The sequence below is a fragment of the uncultured Streptococcus sp. genome, from assembly GCF_901875575.1.
Lineage (GTDB): Bacteria > Bacillota > Bacilli > Lactobacillales > Streptococcaceae > Streptococcus.
Genome location: NZ_CABFMF010000018.1, coordinates 1 through 14,441, shown reverse-complemented (window position 1 = coordinate 14,441; position 14,441 = coordinate 1). Strand labels below are relative to the sequence as shown.

16 protein-coding genes are annotated in these 14,441 nt (G+C 35.0%); 9 read left to right on the top strand and 7 right to left on the bottom strand.

Annotated features, from left to right (window positions below; translation table 11 throughout):
• Nucleotides 1-93: 93 nt before the first annotated feature.
• The 3 genes from metK to QZ114_RS05905 all read right to left on the bottom strand — a co-directional run bounded on the left by metK (nucleotide 94) and on the right by QZ114_RS05905 (nucleotide 2,970).
• Nucleotides 94-1,284: a methionine adenosyltransferase gene (gene metK, locus QZ114_RS05915; protein WP_295500859.1), complete on the bottom strand. Its 1,191-nt coding sequence runs from the start codon at nucleotides 1,282-1,284 to the stop codon at nucleotides 94-96.
• Nucleotides 1,285-1,552: 268 nt separating this feature from the next.
• Nucleotides 1,553-2,287 carry an amino acid ABC transporter ATP-binding protein gene (locus QZ114_RS05910; protein ID WP_295500857.1) on the bottom strand — a complete coding sequence of 245 codons (735 nt, stop codon included), beginning with the start codon at nucleotides 2,285-2,287 and terminating at the stop codon, nucleotides 1,553-1,555.
• On the bottom strand, nucleotides 2,287-2,970 hold the full coding sequence (locus QZ114_RS05905; RefSeq protein ID WP_295500854.1) for an amino acid ABC transporter permease: 684 nt from the start codon (nucleotides 2,968-2,970) through the stop codon (nucleotides 2,287-2,289). Before QZ114_RS05905 ends, QZ114_RS05910 begins: the two co-directional genes overlap by 1 nt.
• Before the next feature lie 189 nt (nucleotides 2,971-3,159).
• On the opposite strand from QZ114_RS05905, the gene QZ114_RS05900 reads away from it, so the two are divergent.
• From QZ114_RS05900 to QZ114_RS05885, 4 genes are all read left to right on the top strand, one after another.
• Nucleotides 3,160-3,390, top strand: a complete 231-nt coding sequence (locus tag QZ114_RS05900) for a DUF1797 family protein (RefSeq protein WP_000443578.1) — start codon at nucleotides 3,160-3,162, stop codon at nucleotides 3,388-3,390.
• 239 nt (nucleotides 3,391-3,629) lie between these two features.
• Nucleotides 3,630-5,888: an ATP-dependent Clp protease ATP-binding subunit gene (locus QZ114_RS05895; protein WP_295500849.1), complete on the top strand. Its 2,259-nt coding sequence runs from the start codon at nucleotides 3,630-3,632 to the stop codon at nucleotides 5,886-5,888.
• Nucleotides 5,889-6,016: 128 nt separating this feature from the next.
• Nucleotides 6,017-6,469: an NUDIX hydrolase gene (locus QZ114_RS05890; protein WP_295500847.1), complete on the top strand. Its 453-nt coding sequence runs from the start codon at nucleotides 6,017-6,019 to the stop codon at nucleotides 6,467-6,469.
• A 58-nt stretch (nucleotides 6,470-6,527) separates the two neighbouring features.
• Nucleotides 6,528-6,827, top strand: a complete 300-nt coding sequence (locus tag QZ114_RS05885; RefSeq protein ID WP_295500846.1) for a DUF1827 family protein — start codon at nucleotides 6,528-6,530, stop codon at nucleotides 6,825-6,827.
• 354 nt (nucleotides 6,828-7,181) lie between these two features.
• Here the strand turns inward: QZ114_RS05885 and QZ114_RS05880 are convergent, their stop codons facing one another.
• The 4 genes from QZ114_RS05880 to QZ114_RS05865 all read right to left on the bottom strand — a co-directional run bounded on the left by QZ114_RS05880 (nucleotide 7,182) and on the right by QZ114_RS05865 (nucleotide 9,730).
• Nucleotides 7,182-7,592, bottom strand: a complete 411-nt coding sequence (locus QZ114_RS05880; protein WP_150923097.1) for a thrombospondin type 3 repeat-containing protein — start codon at nucleotides 7,590-7,592, stop codon at nucleotides 7,182-7,184.
• Between the two features lie 349 nt (nucleotides 7,593-7,941).
• Nucleotides 7,942-8,154, bottom strand: a complete 213-nt coding sequence (locus QZ114_RS05875) for a hypothetical protein (protein ID WP_173267669.1) — start codon at nucleotides 8,152-8,154, stop codon at nucleotides 7,942-7,944.
• Nucleotides 8,151-8,714, bottom strand: a complete 564-nt coding sequence (locus tag QZ114_RS05870) for a DUF3990 domain-containing protein (protein WP_173267670.1) — start codon at nucleotides 8,712-8,714, stop codon at nucleotides 8,151-8,153. The genes QZ114_RS05875 and QZ114_RS05870 overlap by 4 nt, the downstream gene beginning before the upstream one ends.
• A gap of 146 nt (nucleotides 8,715-8,860) precedes the next feature.
• Nucleotides 8,861-9,730 (bottom strand): LysR family transcriptional regulator, encoded by an 870-nt coding sequence (locus tag QZ114_RS05865; RefSeq protein WP_033680329.1) that lies wholly within the window; start codon nucleotides 9,728-9,730, stop codon nucleotides 8,861-8,863.
• A gap of 127 nt (nucleotides 9,731-9,857) precedes the next feature.
• Here QZ114_RS05865 and QZ114_RS05860 point away from each other — a divergent pair, with 127 nt between their 5' ends.
• From QZ114_RS05860 to QZ114_RS05840, 5 genes are all read left to right on the top strand, one after another.
• Nucleotides 9,858-10,982 (top strand): LeuA family protein, encoded by a 1,125-nt coding sequence (locus QZ114_RS05860; RefSeq protein WP_295500840.1) that lies wholly within the window; start codon nucleotides 9,858-9,860, stop codon nucleotides 10,980-10,982.
• Between the two features lie 2 nt (nucleotides 10,983-10,984).
• On the top strand, nucleotides 10,985-11,635 hold the full coding sequence (locus QZ114_RS05855) for an L-threonylcarbamoyladenylate synthase (protein WP_078352169.1): 651 nt from the start codon (nucleotides 10,985-10,987) through the stop codon (nucleotides 11,633-11,635).
• Nucleotides 11,625-12,728 carry an MFS transporter gene (locus QZ114_RS05850; RefSeq protein ID WP_078352168.1) on the top strand — a complete coding sequence of 368 codons (1,104 nt, stop codon included), beginning with the start codon at nucleotides 11,625-11,627 and terminating at the stop codon, nucleotides 12,726-12,728. The genes QZ114_RS05855 and QZ114_RS05850 overlap by 11 nt, the downstream gene beginning before the upstream one ends.
• A complete protein-coding gene (locus tag QZ114_RS05845) occupies nucleotides 12,718-13,224 on the top strand; it encodes a YbhB/YbcL family Raf kinase inhibitor-like protein (protein WP_033680331.1) in 507 nt (168 codons plus the stop codon). The genes QZ114_RS05850 and QZ114_RS05845 overlap by 11 nt, the downstream gene beginning before the upstream one ends.
• 827 nt (nucleotides 13,225-14,051) lie before the next feature.
• Nucleotides 14,052-14,315, top strand: a complete 264-nt coding sequence (locus tag QZ114_RS05840) for a hypothetical protein (RefSeq protein ID WP_295500831.1) — start codon at nucleotides 14,052-14,054, stop codon at nucleotides 14,313-14,315.
• Nucleotides 14,316-14,441: the final 126 nt, after the last annotated feature.

The following is a 14,441-nucleotide window of genomic DNA, read 5'->3' as shown; positions in this document are numbered from 1 at the left end:
AAAGGACTTAGCCCTGTACAATACAGAACTAAATCCTTTGCTTAAATTAATTGTCTAACTTTTTGGGGTCAGTACAATCCCCCCTCTTTTATTTTATTTGACAGCTTCTTTCAAAGCTTCCACCTTATCCAAACGTTCCCATGGAAGGTCAATATCTGTACGTCCCATGTGTCCATAAGCCGCTGTTTGACGGTAGATTGGACGTTTGAGATCTAGCATTTTAATAATCCCTGCAGGACGAAGGTCAAAAAGTTGACGTGCTGCGATTTCGAGTTTACTTTCAGCAACTGTTCCAGTACCAAAGGTATCAATACGGACAGATACTGGTTGTGCTACACCAATTGCATAAGCAAGTTGGACTTCTGCTTTTTTAGCAAGGCCCGCAGCAACAATATTCTTAGCAATATAGCGAGCTGCATAAGAGGCTGAGCGGTCTACCTTAGTCGCATCCTTACCAGAGAAGGCACCACCACCATGACGTGAATAGCCACCATAAGTATCTACTATAATCTTACGGCCAGTCAAACCAGAGTCTCCTTGAGGACCACCTATGACAAAGCGACCAGTCGGATTGATAAAGAATTTGCTTTGCTCATCTAAATAAGAAGCTGGAATAACGTCTTTGATAACCTTGTTAATGACATCATCGTGAATTTGTTCATTGCTGACTTCTGGATCGTGTTGAGTTGAAATAACAACGGTATCGACACGAACAGGACAGTCATTTTCATCATATTCAACAGTCACTTGCGATTTGGCATCCGGACGAAGATAGCTGATTTCACCAGACTTACGAAGTTCTGCCAAACGACGAACTAATTTATGACTGAGTGAGATTGGTAATGGCATGAGTTCTTCTGTCTCATCCACTGCAAAACCAAACATAAGACCTTGGTCTCCAGCACCGATTAAATCCAGTGGATCTTGTTCTGCATTTCCACGAACTTCCAAGGCTTCATTGACACCTTGTGCAATATCTGGAGATTGTTCAACAAGTGAAGGATGAACTCCTACCGTCTCAGCAGAGAAACCATACTCTGTATTAGTATAGCCAATCTCAGCAATAGTATCACGAACAACACGGTTAATATCCACATAAGCAGTTGTAGATATTTCCCCAAAAACATGGACTGATCCAGTATAAACAGCTGTCTCAGCGGCAACGTGAGCTTCTGGATCTTTTGCTAGAATGGCATCCAAAATAGCATCTGAAATTTGGTCTGCAATCTTGTCTGGATGCCCCTCAGATACAGATTCAGACGTGAATAATTTACGTTCTGACATAAAAATGTCCCCCCTTTAAAATAGTGTTATAGAGTTACAAAGTACTGGTAGGAAATCAACTATTGATGAATGCCTACCATCTTATCGGGACTATATAACCACATCATTATACCATTTTTAGGACTATTTTGCACAATTTTATGCTATTGTAGGTAAAAGAAAAGGATTGATTTCGACATACATCAAAATTCAATCCTTTGAATATGTTTACTTCATTTTTTCTAAAATAAAAGATGATATTTAATGGTTTCCTAAAAAATCTCTTATTTTACAAAACCTTACTCAAGAAATCTTTAGTCCTTTGTTCTTGGGTTTGTTCAAAAATCTGTTCAGGTGTCCCGTCTTCCACAACCACACCGTCTGCCATAAAGATGACACGGTCTGCCACCTCACGGGCAAATCCCATCTCATGTGTTACGATAACCATTGTCATTCCTGATTTGGCTAGGTCTTGCATAACAGCCAGTACCTCACCTACCATTTCGGGATCCAGAGCTGAAGTCGGCTCATCAAAGAGCAAAACATCCGGTTCCATGGCCAAACCACGCGCAATAGCAATCCGTTGTTGCTGGCCACCTGACAAACTCTGTGGATAAGCAGTTGCCTTATCTGGTAAACCAACTTTTTCCAAAAGTTCCTGGGCTCTCTTCTCAGCAACTTCCTTACTTTCACCTTTGGTCTTGATAGGAGACAAGGTGATATTTTCCATCACAGTCATATTAGGAAAGAGATTGAATTGTTGGAAAACCATCCCCATCTTCTCACGCATGGCAAAGAGGTCATTCTTCTTGTCCGTAATATCGACTCCCTCAAAGATAACCTTCCCCTGGCTCGCTTCTTCCAACAAATTCATAGAGCGAAGCAAGGTAGATTTCCCGCTCCCTGAAGGACCGATGATAACGACAACTTCTCCTCTTTTAATCTCGAGGTTGATGCCCTTCAATACTTCATTCTTTCCAAAGGATTTATGTAAATTTTCAATTTTTATCAAGGTATCTGTCATTATTTCTTATCTCCTTGTCCCATACGTTTTTCAAAAGCTTTCAAGGCTACTGTCAAAATAGAAGTCATAATCAAGTAGTAAAAGGCTGCAAATAAAAGTGGTGTCAGAGGTAGATAGGTTGTTGTAGAAACTGTTGTAGCCCCATTCCACAACTCCATGACACCAATAGCTGATAAGAGGGAACTATCCTTGATAATGGTGATAAATTCGTTCCCCAATGCTGGCAAGATATTTTTGATAGCTTGCGGCAAAATCACATAGCGCATAGCATTTTTAGGACGAATCCCTAAAGAATAGGCCGCCTCTAACTGGCCTTTAGGAACAGCATTGATCCCAGCACGGACCGTTTCAGAAACATAAGCACCACTGTTCATAGAAATAATCAAAATCCCTGGAATCAGACGAGACAGATCAACACCCAAAATCCCAACCTGAATAGTCGGAGCATTGATATGCATAAGAGCAAAGGCAATCATAATCTGAACCATCATCGGTGTCCCACGAAAAATCCAAACGTACAAATTTGCAAGCCATACAAGTGGTTTAAACTTTGAACGTTGCCCAAAAGCCAAGACAACACCCAAAATAGTCCCCAAAAATACAACACAGATGGAAATGAATACTGTTACAATAGCACCATAGTTAAAATAGGGCAAATACTTCGGTAAAAACGAAAAATTCATATAAAAACACCTTCTTAAATAGAATACTGTATGATTATAACATTTGTTGAATTAAAATGCAACGCTTTGTTGAATTTATCTTAAAAATCTTTTTAGAAGTTATAAATAGTGAGAAATATTAGTTTTTTCTAGTCAAGATGCCCTTGTTTATGGTAAAATAGTAACGATAAGAAATGAAGGAGAATCAAAATGGAATCACATTTGGTTAGAATCATCAACCGTCTAGAGGCAATGACAAAAGACGGTGGAAATTTAAAACGTAACTTTGAACGTGAAGGAGTTGTTGTTGCAGAAGTTGCATACAGCTATGATGAAGAAAATGGAGCCCTCTTTACCCTTCGAGATGTAGAAGCACGTGAAACTTATACCTTTGATAGCATAGACCTAATTGCAATGGAGATTTACGAACTCCTTTACTAATTTTACAAAAGTAAAAAACATTTCTACTAAAACTTGCTAAAATCCTTTTTGTCACCACAAAAGGGATTTTTTACATTTCTTTTACTTTTATTATGCTATTAGCACTCTTTTATAAAAAGTGCCAACATCCAATCTTTTTACTTGCTTTACAACTCAATCCTGTTATAATGAATGTATAGAATTTTGACTATTTTTGACCTTTTTGCCAGGTTAAATTCAAAACGAAATGAGGTAGATGTATGCTTTGTCAAAACTGCAAAATCAATGACTCAACGATTCATCTTTACACCAATCATAATGGATACCAAAAACAAATTGATTTGTGTCAAAATTGTTATAAAATTATTAAAACAGATCCAAATAATACACTATTCAAAGGCATGACCGATTTAAACAATAGAGATTTTGATCCATTTGGTGACTTTTTAAATGATTTAAACAATTTTAAACCTTCTTCACACGATACTCCTCCTATCCCTCCCACTCAATCAGGCGGTGGCTATGGTGGCAACGGTGGCTATGGTGCTCAAAACCGTGGTCCAGCTCAAACTCCACCCCCAAGCCAAGAAAAAGGCCTTCTAGAGGAATTTGGTATCAATATTACTGAGATTGCCCGTCGTGGAGATATTGATCCTGTTATTGGTCGAGATGAAGAAATTATTCGGGTTATCGAAATTCTCAACCGTAGAACTAAAAACAATCCCGTTCTCATCGGGGAACCTGGTGTCGGTAAAACAGCCGTAGTGGAAGGCCTAGCTCAAAAAATCGTCGATGGTGATGTTCCCCATAAACTTCAAGGTAAGCAAGTCATCCGTCTGGATGTAGTCAGCTTGGTTCAAGGAACTGGTATCCGCGGGCAATTTGAGGAACGCATGCAAAAACTCATGGAAGAAATTCGCAGGCGCAATGATATTATTCTCTTTATAGATGAAATCCATGAGATTGTCGGTGCAGGTTCTGCTGGAGATGGCAATATGGATGCAGGTAATATCCTAAAACCTGCTCTTTCTCGCGGTGAGTTACAATTGGTAGGAGCTACTACTCTCAACGAATACCGGATTATTGAAAAGGATGCTGCCCTTGAGCGTCGTATGCAACCCGTCAAAGTTGATGAACCAACTGTTGAAGAAACGATTACCATCCTAAAAGGTATCCAAAAGAAATACGAAGACTACCATCACGTTCATTATACGGATAGTGCTATTGAAGCAGCTGCTACTCTGTCCAATCGTTATATCCAAGACCGTTTCCTACCAGATAAAGCGATCGACCTTCTGGATGAAGCAGGATCTAAGATGAACTTGACCTTAAACTTTGTAGATCCAAAAGTAATTGATCAACGCTTGATTGAAGCTGAAAATCTCAAGTCTCAAGCTACACGAGATGAAGATTTTGAAAAAGCTGCCTATTTCCGTGATCAGATTGCAAAATATAAGGAAATGCAAAAAAACAAGGTGACAGACCAAGATACGCCTATCATCAGCGAAAAAACAATTGAATATATTATCGAGCAAAAAACAAATATCCCTGTTGGCGATCTTAAAGAAAAAGAACAGTCTCAGCTTATCCATCTTGCTGAAGACCTAAAAGCTCATGTTATTGGACAGGACGAGGCTGTAGATAAAATTGCGAAAGCTATCCGCCGTAATCGTGTGGGACTCGGTACTCCTAATCGTCCAATCGGTAGTTTCCTCTTTGTTGGGCCAACTGGTGTCGGAAAAACAGAGCTTTCTAAACAGCTTGCCATTGAACTCTTTGGTTCTTCTGACAGCATGATTCGCTTTGATATGAGTGAATACATGGAGAAACACAGTGTTGCTAAACTTGTTGGGGCTCCCCCAGGCTATGTCGGCTATGATGAAGCTGGGCAATTAACTGAAAAAGTCCGCAGAAATCCATACTCACTTATTCTACTAGATGAAATTGAAAAAGCTCATCCAGATGTCATGCACATGTTTCTTCAGGTCTTAGATGATGGTCGTTTGACAGATGGACAAGGACGAACTGTTAGCTTTAAAGATGCCATTATTATCATGACCTCAAATGCTGGAACAGGAAAATCAGAAGCCAGCGTTGGTTTTGGAGCTGCTCGAGAAGGACGCACCAACTCTGTTCTTGGGGAACTAGGCAACTTCTTTAGCCCAGAGTTTATGAACCGTTTTGACGGGATCATTGAATTTAAAGCTCTCAGCAAGGACAACCTCCTTCAAATCGTTGAACTCATGCTAGCAGATGTGAACAAACGCCTTTCTAGCAATAATATCCACCTTGATGTGACAGACAAGGTCAAAGAAAAATTAGTTGACTTAGGATATGATCCAAAAATGGGGGCTCGTCCACTCCGCAGGACTATTCAAGACTATATTGAAGACTCTATCACTGATTACTACCTTGAAAATCCAAGTGAGAAAGACCTCAAGGCAGTCATGACAAGTAATGGTAAAATTCAAATCAAGTCTGCAAAAAAAGTTGAAAATAAAATTTCTGAAAATGAATAAAACATATATAGAACAGAGGTGTTAATCGTCTCTGTTCTATTTTTTCTAAAATGATTACTAGCCACTTGACACCTTGCCTTTAGTGCATTATGATAATAGTAAAGATACTTGATAATGAGGAATAAATTATGGTAAACCCAACTTTTGGTGAAAAAAAAGAAAATATAAACTACCTATCCAGATATGGCGTATACGCCGTTATACCTGACAAAACGAAACAACAAATTGTTCTCGTACAAGCTCCAAACGGTGCCTGGTTCTTACCCGGTGGAGAGATTGAAGCTGGCGAAAATCATCAAGAAGCACTTAAACGTGAGCTGCTTGAAGAACTTGGCTTTACAGCTGAAATCGGTACTTACTTTGGTCAGGCTGATGAGTATTTTTATTCCCGTCACCGCGACACCTACTATTATAACCCTGCCTATCTCTATGAAGCCACTTCTTTTAAAGAAGTACAAAAGCCCCTAGAAGACTTTAATCATATTGCATGGTTCCCAATAAATCAGGCAATTGAAAATCTTAAGCGAGGGAGCCATAAATGGGCAATTGAATCTTGGAAAAAACTGTATGAGATTAACTAAAACAAATATTTTTCTTCAAAAAGTGCTATAATAGTGTTAGAAAATTGGAGGAAACAGTATGAAGCTTATCAATACGACTAATTCACATTCTCATCTTGTTAAGAGCCAGCTAGAAAGTACTGATGCAACGCTTGTTGAGGTCTATTCTGCAGGAAATACAGATGTCATTTTTACCCAAGCACCGCTTCACTATGAAATCCTCATCTCAAATAAACATCGTGCTATTCGCGAACCTGAAATCGAAGCCATTCAAGATTTTTTCTTGAAACGGAAAATTAGCAAAGAAACTATTGATGAGGCAAATATTAAAACACTTTATTCAGAGAAATTGATTGAGATATCGATTCCTACAAAATAAGGTATTGGGGAAATTAAATTGTATTCTGAAGGTTTAGAACCTTATCCTAGAGTATTTGGTATAGTTTAAAATATATCAAATGCCTATCATTTTCAAAGATAATCACTTGTTCATAATGAAAAGGGATTCTTCAACATTATAAAAAGCATCATATCAAGTCTAACCTACCTTGATATGATGCTTTTTGCTATACTTAGTTAATTTTCTTACGACTATCAATTCCAACTAGTAAATCTTGTACTATACTTTATCAAGAATCATTTCATCATTATTAAAGAAACATAGCCAATAATTCCATTACTTCCATACTCGCTCCTTTCATCTATACGAAAATAGGAGAATCACATGATTCCCCTACAACTCTATCTCCATTTCAACCTCTTGAGGACTGGTTTCTAAATCACTAGACAAAAGAGAAACGGCATCTGTTCTCATGTAGTAAGTATATAAGTCTTCAAGATCTTGTTGGTTTTCAATCCCTGTTTCAATACTAATCAGAGCCTGTATAAATTCCTTGTAGTGACTCTCCATCATATCTGAAATCTTTTGTTTCATTTCCATAAATACTGATGACGGTTCGGTTAGACTTGTTTTGTCTATGTCTTGTAAATCCTTTTCTAAGGGATTGGTTCCTTCTTCTACTTCCACTAAATCTGAACGACCATCACCATCAGAATCTGCGCTAAGAGGATTGGTGCCTAGCGCCAATTCTTGAGCATCAGTCAGTCCATCTTGATCCGAATCACGTTGATAAATGGCTTCCATATACTTCCTTCTTTCCTAGTTAATCTTTTTTCACTCCAATCCTACCAAATATTCCTTGAAAGAAGTATCACAAATCGAGTAGGGGATAATCTCTAGCCCCTCTCACACCACCGTATGTGCCGTTCGGTATACGGCTGTTCAACTAACTTTTAACGCATGTCGTTCAAGGTAATAATCCAAACACGAAACCAGTCCACGTTTTTCGCGGGTGCCCACGAAGGACTTACACCTCAGATGCACGACATGCCCGTCGTACACAAAAAATGGTTCATTACCTAATATGGTAATGAACCGTTTTTGAGAATATAAAGAAAGATTTGGATTTGATAAACCTAACTCAAATTACTTATTAATGTACTGAGTAACGTTTTGCAATATCCGCGATATTATCAGCGATAAGGTCTGAAGTCAAATGAGAGCCTCCATTATCCAACTCTTCAAACCAATTCTTCAATACAACATTTGTGACAGAAGAAACAGTATCAGGAGTAATGTGATAATTCTTCTGTAAAAACTGTTCTACCTCAACTCTAAGAGCTTGTTTTTCATTTGTCAAAATCATATCGTTTCCTCCTGAACTAAGATCAGTTTATTTGCAATTTCTTGATCACATATACAAAGTTGTGTATCACCCTGATATTTTCCCAAAAGAATATCAGCGGTTTTTTCTAAGGAATTTATTCCCTCGAAATAGTCATCTAAAGTGACTTTCAAACGAGTAACTTGACCATCAAGAACTGGGCCAAATACTGCTGAAAAATTATGAATATTAATTCCAGCCTTAGCGTCTAACTCCAATCTATTTTTATAAACAAACTGAAAGTATTCTTTATCAATTTCAAAAATCTTCGTTTCAACATCATTAGAATCTTGAAACTGATAACTTAAAACAACAGGCTTTACGTTTGGATTAAAAGGAAGTTCATCTTTTGATTTTCGCTGAGCCCATTTAACAGCCTGATCAAATTTAGATGTCACATAAAATCCTATACCAAAATCACAGTTCCGTTTACTATGATAAACATTTATTCCATCTTTTAAAGATGGAACCTGAGTAGATGTCGTTCCGTGATACCAAACGGCTGTGTTGCTAAATTGATTACTAAAGCTTAACTCTTCCATAAATTAATTATATCATTTTACTATAATTTATGCACGTACTATTTTATAAATTTCATCTCTCATTAACTATTTTCCGTTTCAGTCATTAATCCATTGATTAATATGTAAACCAAAAAATCACTAATAGTATCAGTTACCTTTGATTCTTAAATTGAATTTTGCTCCTTTAAAATAAAGTCTTTAAACGCATTATTGAAAATAGTGATAGCTTTAGAAGCTTTTCTGCTCATTAAGTAAGTAAAAGAAACGGGGGTGGTTACTGTAGTGGTTTCAAGATGAGCAATCTTATCTGTAAAAGTCTTTTTTAAGTAAAGGGGCAGAAAGGAAATGCCTTGATTCATTTCTATTAGTTTGGCAGTTACTGTAATATCATTGATAGTAGTGAAATCGGCTTCTGGAACTAGCTCAATGATTTCTTTTTTTAGATTTTCCCAATAGACGGGGTGGTTATCGGATAATATTTTATAGTTTTTAAATAATTGTAATTCGTCGCATTTGACTGTTGTTTTAGGATAAAAGAGGGCAATCTTTCCTTCACAAATTTGTTCGGATATGATTTTTTTACTATATGGAACTTCTCTATCAATACCAATATCGAATGTATTCGTTTCAATAGCTTGTTCAATATGGCTATTTAGCACGGATACAGAGATATCAATATCTGGATAGCGCTGAAAGAATTCTTGTAAAAATTGTGGTAAAAGGTATGTGGCAATGTAAGGAGATACGGCAATTTCTATATGAAATTGTTGTTTTTTATTTTGTAGCCTAATCTTTTGAATACTTTGCTCATAGGTTTGTATAAGATTTTCAGCAATCTCTATAAATTCTCTTCCAACAGCAGTTAGTGTCAAGTTTCTTCCCACTGTTTCGAAAAGTTGAACTTGAAGGTGCTTTTCTAATTTCTTAATTTGTTGATGTAGCGTTGGTTCGGTAAGAAATAGCTCTTCGCTGGCTTTACGATAATTGAGATGTTTTGATAATACCAAAAAAGTGTAATACCAATCTAAGTTCATAGTTACTCCTATTTATAAATTTTTTCTTAATGATTTCTAAACTTTTTTCAAATTTTAAAATACCTTGATATAGTATACCATATTATTACAGATAGGAGCTCGTATCTAATAAAATAAGGAGTGAGGTATGATATACATTCAAGATAATACAATTAGAGGTGGTATGCAGCAAACGTCGATTAAGAAAGATGTTGCAACTAAGAAAAAGGTTATTACTGAGATTAGTAAATCCAAAATTCATTCGGTTGAGATTGGTATGTGTGATACTATTCAAGATTTGAATATTTTAAAAGGCTATATGCGTATATTAAGAAAAGATCAATCTGGGGTAGTTTTAACTCGCTTGATTGAGAGTAGTATTGACTTAGCATTCCAGCTGTATAGTATGTTTCCTAATACGGTTATTAAACTACTGGTACCTGTTTCTAAGATGCATATAACCGAAAAATTAAAAACTAGAGAGGATATCTATCTAAAACGCTTAGAGAGAATTTTGGATTATTCTAAAGAAAAATCACTGCATGTAGATATGGTCTTAGAAGATTCAACACGTGCTAATAGAGAATTTTTATTCCAAGTATTAGATATTGTTTCAAACTATGAAGTAGGATTTGTAACTTTAGCAGATACTGTTGGATGTTCTACGCCAGATGAATATGGAAAAATGTTTAGTGATATTCATAGTAGATTTCCAGCTCTAAAGTTATCAGCGCATTGTCATAATGATTTAGGATTAGCAACAGCTAATACAGTAGCTGCGATTATGAATCATGCAAGTCAGATTGAGACAACCTTTTTAGGAATTGGGGAACGTGCTGGTAATACATCTTTAGATGAGGTGATTGCTATTTTACAAAAGAAGAAGTTTGATGAAATTGACTTTGATTTGCAGACTGTATATCAACTGTCTATAAAGATAAGTGATATTTTAGAGTATGATGTAGCACCCACTAAACCTATAATAGGGAAGAATGTCTTTGTACACGAATCAGGAATTCATCAAGATGGAACTATGAAAAATATTGAAATGTACCAGTATTTATTGCCGAATGAATTAGGAATTCCTAATTCCACTAATTATACAATTAGTGGAATATCTAGTAAAAAGGTTTTATATAGATATTTTGAATCGTTAGTAGGAGGTGATGTCAATATTGATGAACTAATAGGTTTTTATAGAAAATTGAGTAAAATTACTGATAAGCTTAGTCCAGAAGATTGTTTAGAATTGTTTAAATTAGAAAGAGGTTAATAGTGAAAATTTTAGAATTAAATCAGGAGAATTTAGAAATTCTCAAATCTAAATTAAACGCTGGATATCCCATCATAGTTCCAACAGATACTAACTATAATTTGTGTTGTCTTCCAGATAATAGGATGGCTATTAACCGAATTTTTGAATATAAAATTCGGCCTAAAAATAAGCCTCTCTCTATTTTCATGTCCAATCCTAATGATTGGGAAAAATATGGTAAGACTTCACAAACAAATTTAATGAAATTATTGGTCGATGAGTTTTGGCCAGGAGCACTAAATATAGTGGTAGAAAATATTAGTCCATTTCATTATGCAATAAATGATAGTTCCACAATTTCCTTGGGATGTGTTCAAAATGAAGTTTTTAGAGAATTTGTAGAATATTTAGGAGGAGTAGTTGCAATTACCTCAGCTAATATCTCTGGAACAGCTGATGACCTACTTATCACAGAGGAGGTTGCTGATGAACATATGGGAGATAAAGTTGATTATTTGTTAAAATCAAATGTAGAATCATTGGCTACTAAATCAAGTACTATAATAAAAGTTAATGATATTGGAACTGTCACTATTTTGAGGGAGGGAGATATTAGCAAAAAAGAAATCCAAAATGTATTACAAAAGGAGGGATATGTAATTGAAAAATAAGTTGGGAATAATATTCTATCGGATTTTATCAAGAGCATATTTCTATTTACCCTTTTTATTAATAATTTTATATTCAAAAGGATACTCAATTATAGGTATAGAATTATTGATGTCTTGTTATGGAATAGGAACGTTTGTAAGTTCTACTTTTATTAAAAGGTACATTAGCAATATTCCATCAAAGAGATTATTAATTCTGAGTGAAGTTGTCAAATTAATTGGATTAGGGTTATTAAGTTTATCTGATAGTACAATTTTAATTGTTATTGCTCAACTATGCTTAGGAGCAAGCTATTCTATTGGAGCTGGTGAGGATACTAATCTTATCCAGTACTTCTTAGATTCTGAAGCAACTGATTTTCAAAATAGAACAAATGGCTATATGTTCATCTCATTATTATTTTCTGGAATTATTGGGGGGACTCTTTATAAACTGAATCCTAGTTATCCGATTTATGCCACGATTATTGCCACGATTATTAATACAATATTACTTTCTTTATTAGTACCTTTAGATTATAAGAAAGAGCAGCGTGAATTTAGAAATACTACTAAATATCAGTTGACGAATTTTGAAAAATATTGGGTTGGTCATTATGTTTTCCTAAGAGGAATCATCCTAGGACTATTTACAGGATTTTTACCATTTTATTTTTTTACAGACCTGCATATTTCAACTCAATATTTTGTCTTAATATTGGCTTCATACACTTTGATGGGAAATATCTCCTCGAAATTTTTTGTTAATAAGAATAGATACTTTTCTTCTGTACTATTGTTCCCATCTTTGCTATTATTTCTTACCAACAATATTATTTGTATTTGTTTAGGTATGGTTTTATTGGGGCTATCGTCTGGAATTACTAGACCTCAGACTATTAAAATGTTAAAAGAGAGTAATAGCAAATTGTCTATTGTTATGAAAATTGCAGAAGTGTATTATGCTTGTTTTAATATCATATTTCTTATGTTAGGAGGTCTCTTATATTTAAATTTTAATTTTGAAGGGGTAATATGTATGTCGCTAATCGCTTTAGCTATTTATTGTATATTTAGCTTTATAATTCTTAAAGGAGAAAAAAATGAAAATTAAAACAACATTTAATAATATTTTACCAAAGGAGTTTGGAAAGGAAGCAAAAAGGGAAGATATAATGCAAGGAAATCCGGTTCGTTCTTTTGCGTTTGAAGTTGATAATTTACCCAAAGGTACTGAATATATCGCTTTTACTCTTATTGATTATGATGCCATTCCTGTTTGCTCTTTTCCTTGGATTCATTGGAGCGTTGCTGATTTAAAAGTTAATGGTGATAGTATTCAGATTGAAGAAAATATGAGCCGAATTGGTCAATTAATTCAAGGTAAAAATAGTTTTTCTAGTCAATTTTTAGATGGTGATTTTTCTGAAATTGATACAATGTTTGTTGGACCGACTCCACCTGATCGAGACCATAACTATACTTTAAAAGTGTTTGCATTATCAGAGAAAACAGGACTAAAAAATGGCTTTTGGGTTAATGAATTACTAAATAAAGTAAAGGATTTAACTTTGGGTACGGTTGAGTTAGACCTTATTGGAAAATGTTAAAGTCATGATTGGTAAACCTAAATAAATTAAACGTTTAGGTCTTGTTATTATCTTGTAAAACCAGTAAAGTAGCTAATTCTACTATTTTTAGGGGAGTTAGTCACAAAGAAAATCAAACAGTTAGACTGACTGTTTGAGTATGAAAAAAGCAGATAAAAAATCCCTTGAGTAAATAACTTGAGGGATTTTAAAGGTTGGGATAGGGTATTGAAAAGCTCGTACAAAGTATAATAAAAATCCCCACCAAATTTTGAAAATCTATTGAAATGTATTGAAGTTTATTAGCAGAATACATAAGTGGAAAGCTTAATTTTAATACATTTAGAAGATTATTGAAAAATAAATATCACACTTTCATTCTTATTAAAATCCTTATAACTGTATTTTGAATGATTTTCCCCAACCAAGCATCCCTCTCTCTTATAAAATATATACATTCAGTTGTATGAAATGTAATATTGTTCTTATCAGACTTGAAACTTTTACCAATCCAACTATTTATCTTATACATTTAATTTAAACCTATAGTATCCTATTTTCTTAATATTCTACAGTGTAACACTGCATTTATATTATAACGCTAGTATGTTCAGAAAAGAAATACTTTGTAAGCCAATATCTGTTATAACGGAAATTGTTAGAGATGTCTATCATAACAGAAATTGAGATAATGTCCATAACTTCCCTGAAGATAAATTATGTAGTCACAAACTATTTCATATCCAATCTAGTGTAGGTTGTTTGGAGCATATCATCAACAAAAAAGAGAACGAGCTAAAACTGCGTTCACCTTAAAATGGTAATACATTACTATCAAAGTAAAAAAGATGAATTACAGAACCTGTAAGCCACCTAGTCAGTCGGTTTATTCTGGTGTCTGCCACCGCTTGGCCCTTACGTCCAAGATTGCTATCGGATTTTGTTCTGGTGTCCGCCACCGCTTGGCCCTTATGTCCAAGATTACTATCAGATTGACCGTGAGCCAACCACTCATCTACACCATTATTCTAACGAATATGAGCTACAAATGCAAGAGAAAAACTTATTTTGGATTTATACACTATAGAAAACATACACTATCTTCAGATTGAACTTTTGTTCAAAATAAGCTATAATGAATTTAAGTAGAAACAGGAGGTCGAACAAATGGCTACAATCAGTTTAACACGTGATATAAAACTAACAAACGAAGATGCTCTAAAAATTCTTAATCATAA

Coding starts and splice junctions, on each gene's coding strand:
- metK (WP_295500859.1), bottom strand. CDS start 1,284: ATGTCAGAACGTAAATTATTCACGTCTGAATCTGTATCTGAGGGGCAT.
- QZ114_RS05910 (WP_295500857.1), bottom strand. CDS start 2,287: ATGACAGATACCTTGATAAAAATTGAAAATTTACATAAATCCTTTGGA.
- QZ114_RS05905 (WP_295500854.1), bottom strand. CDS start 2,970: ATGAATTTTTCGTTTTTACCGAAGTATTTGCCCTATTTTAACTATGGT.
- QZ114_RS05900 (WP_000443578.1), top strand. CDS start 3,160: ATGGAATCACATTTGGTTAGAATCATCAACCGTCTAGAGGCAATGACA.
- QZ114_RS05895 (WP_295500849.1), top strand. CDS start 3,630: ATGCTTTGTCAAAACTGCAAAATCAATGACTCAACGATTCATCTTTAC.
- QZ114_RS05890 (WP_295500847.1), top strand. CDS start 6,017: ATGGTAAACCCAACTTTTGGTGAAAAAAAAGAAAATATAAACTACCTA.
- QZ114_RS05885 (WP_295500846.1), top strand. CDS start 6,528: ATGAAGCTTATCAATACGACTAATTCACATTCTCATCTTGTTAAGAGC.
- QZ114_RS05880 (WP_150923097.1), bottom strand. CDS start 7,592: ATGGAAGCCATTTATCAACGTGATTCGGATCAAGATGGACTGACTGAT.
- QZ114_RS05875 (WP_173267669.1), bottom strand. CDS start 8,154: ATGATTTTGACAAATGAAAAACAAGCTCTTAGAGTTGAGGTAGAACAG.
- QZ114_RS05870 (WP_173267670.1), bottom strand. CDS start 8,714: ATGGAAGAGTTAAGCTTTAGTAATCAATTTAGCAACACAGCCGTTTGG.
- QZ114_RS05865 (WP_033680329.1), bottom strand. CDS start 9,730: ATGAACTTAGATTGGTATTACACTTTTTTGGTATTATCAAAACATCTC.
- QZ114_RS05860 (WP_295500840.1), top strand. CDS start 9,858: ATGATATACATTCAAGATAATACAATTAGAGGTGGTATGCAGCAAACG.
- QZ114_RS05845 (WP_033680331.1), top strand. CDS start 12,718: ATGAAAATTAAAACAACATTTAATAATATTTTACCAAAGGAGTTTGGA.
- QZ114_RS05840 (WP_295500831.1), top strand. CDS start 14,052: ATGAATTACAGAACCTGTAAGCCACCTAGTCAGTCGGTTTATTCTGGT.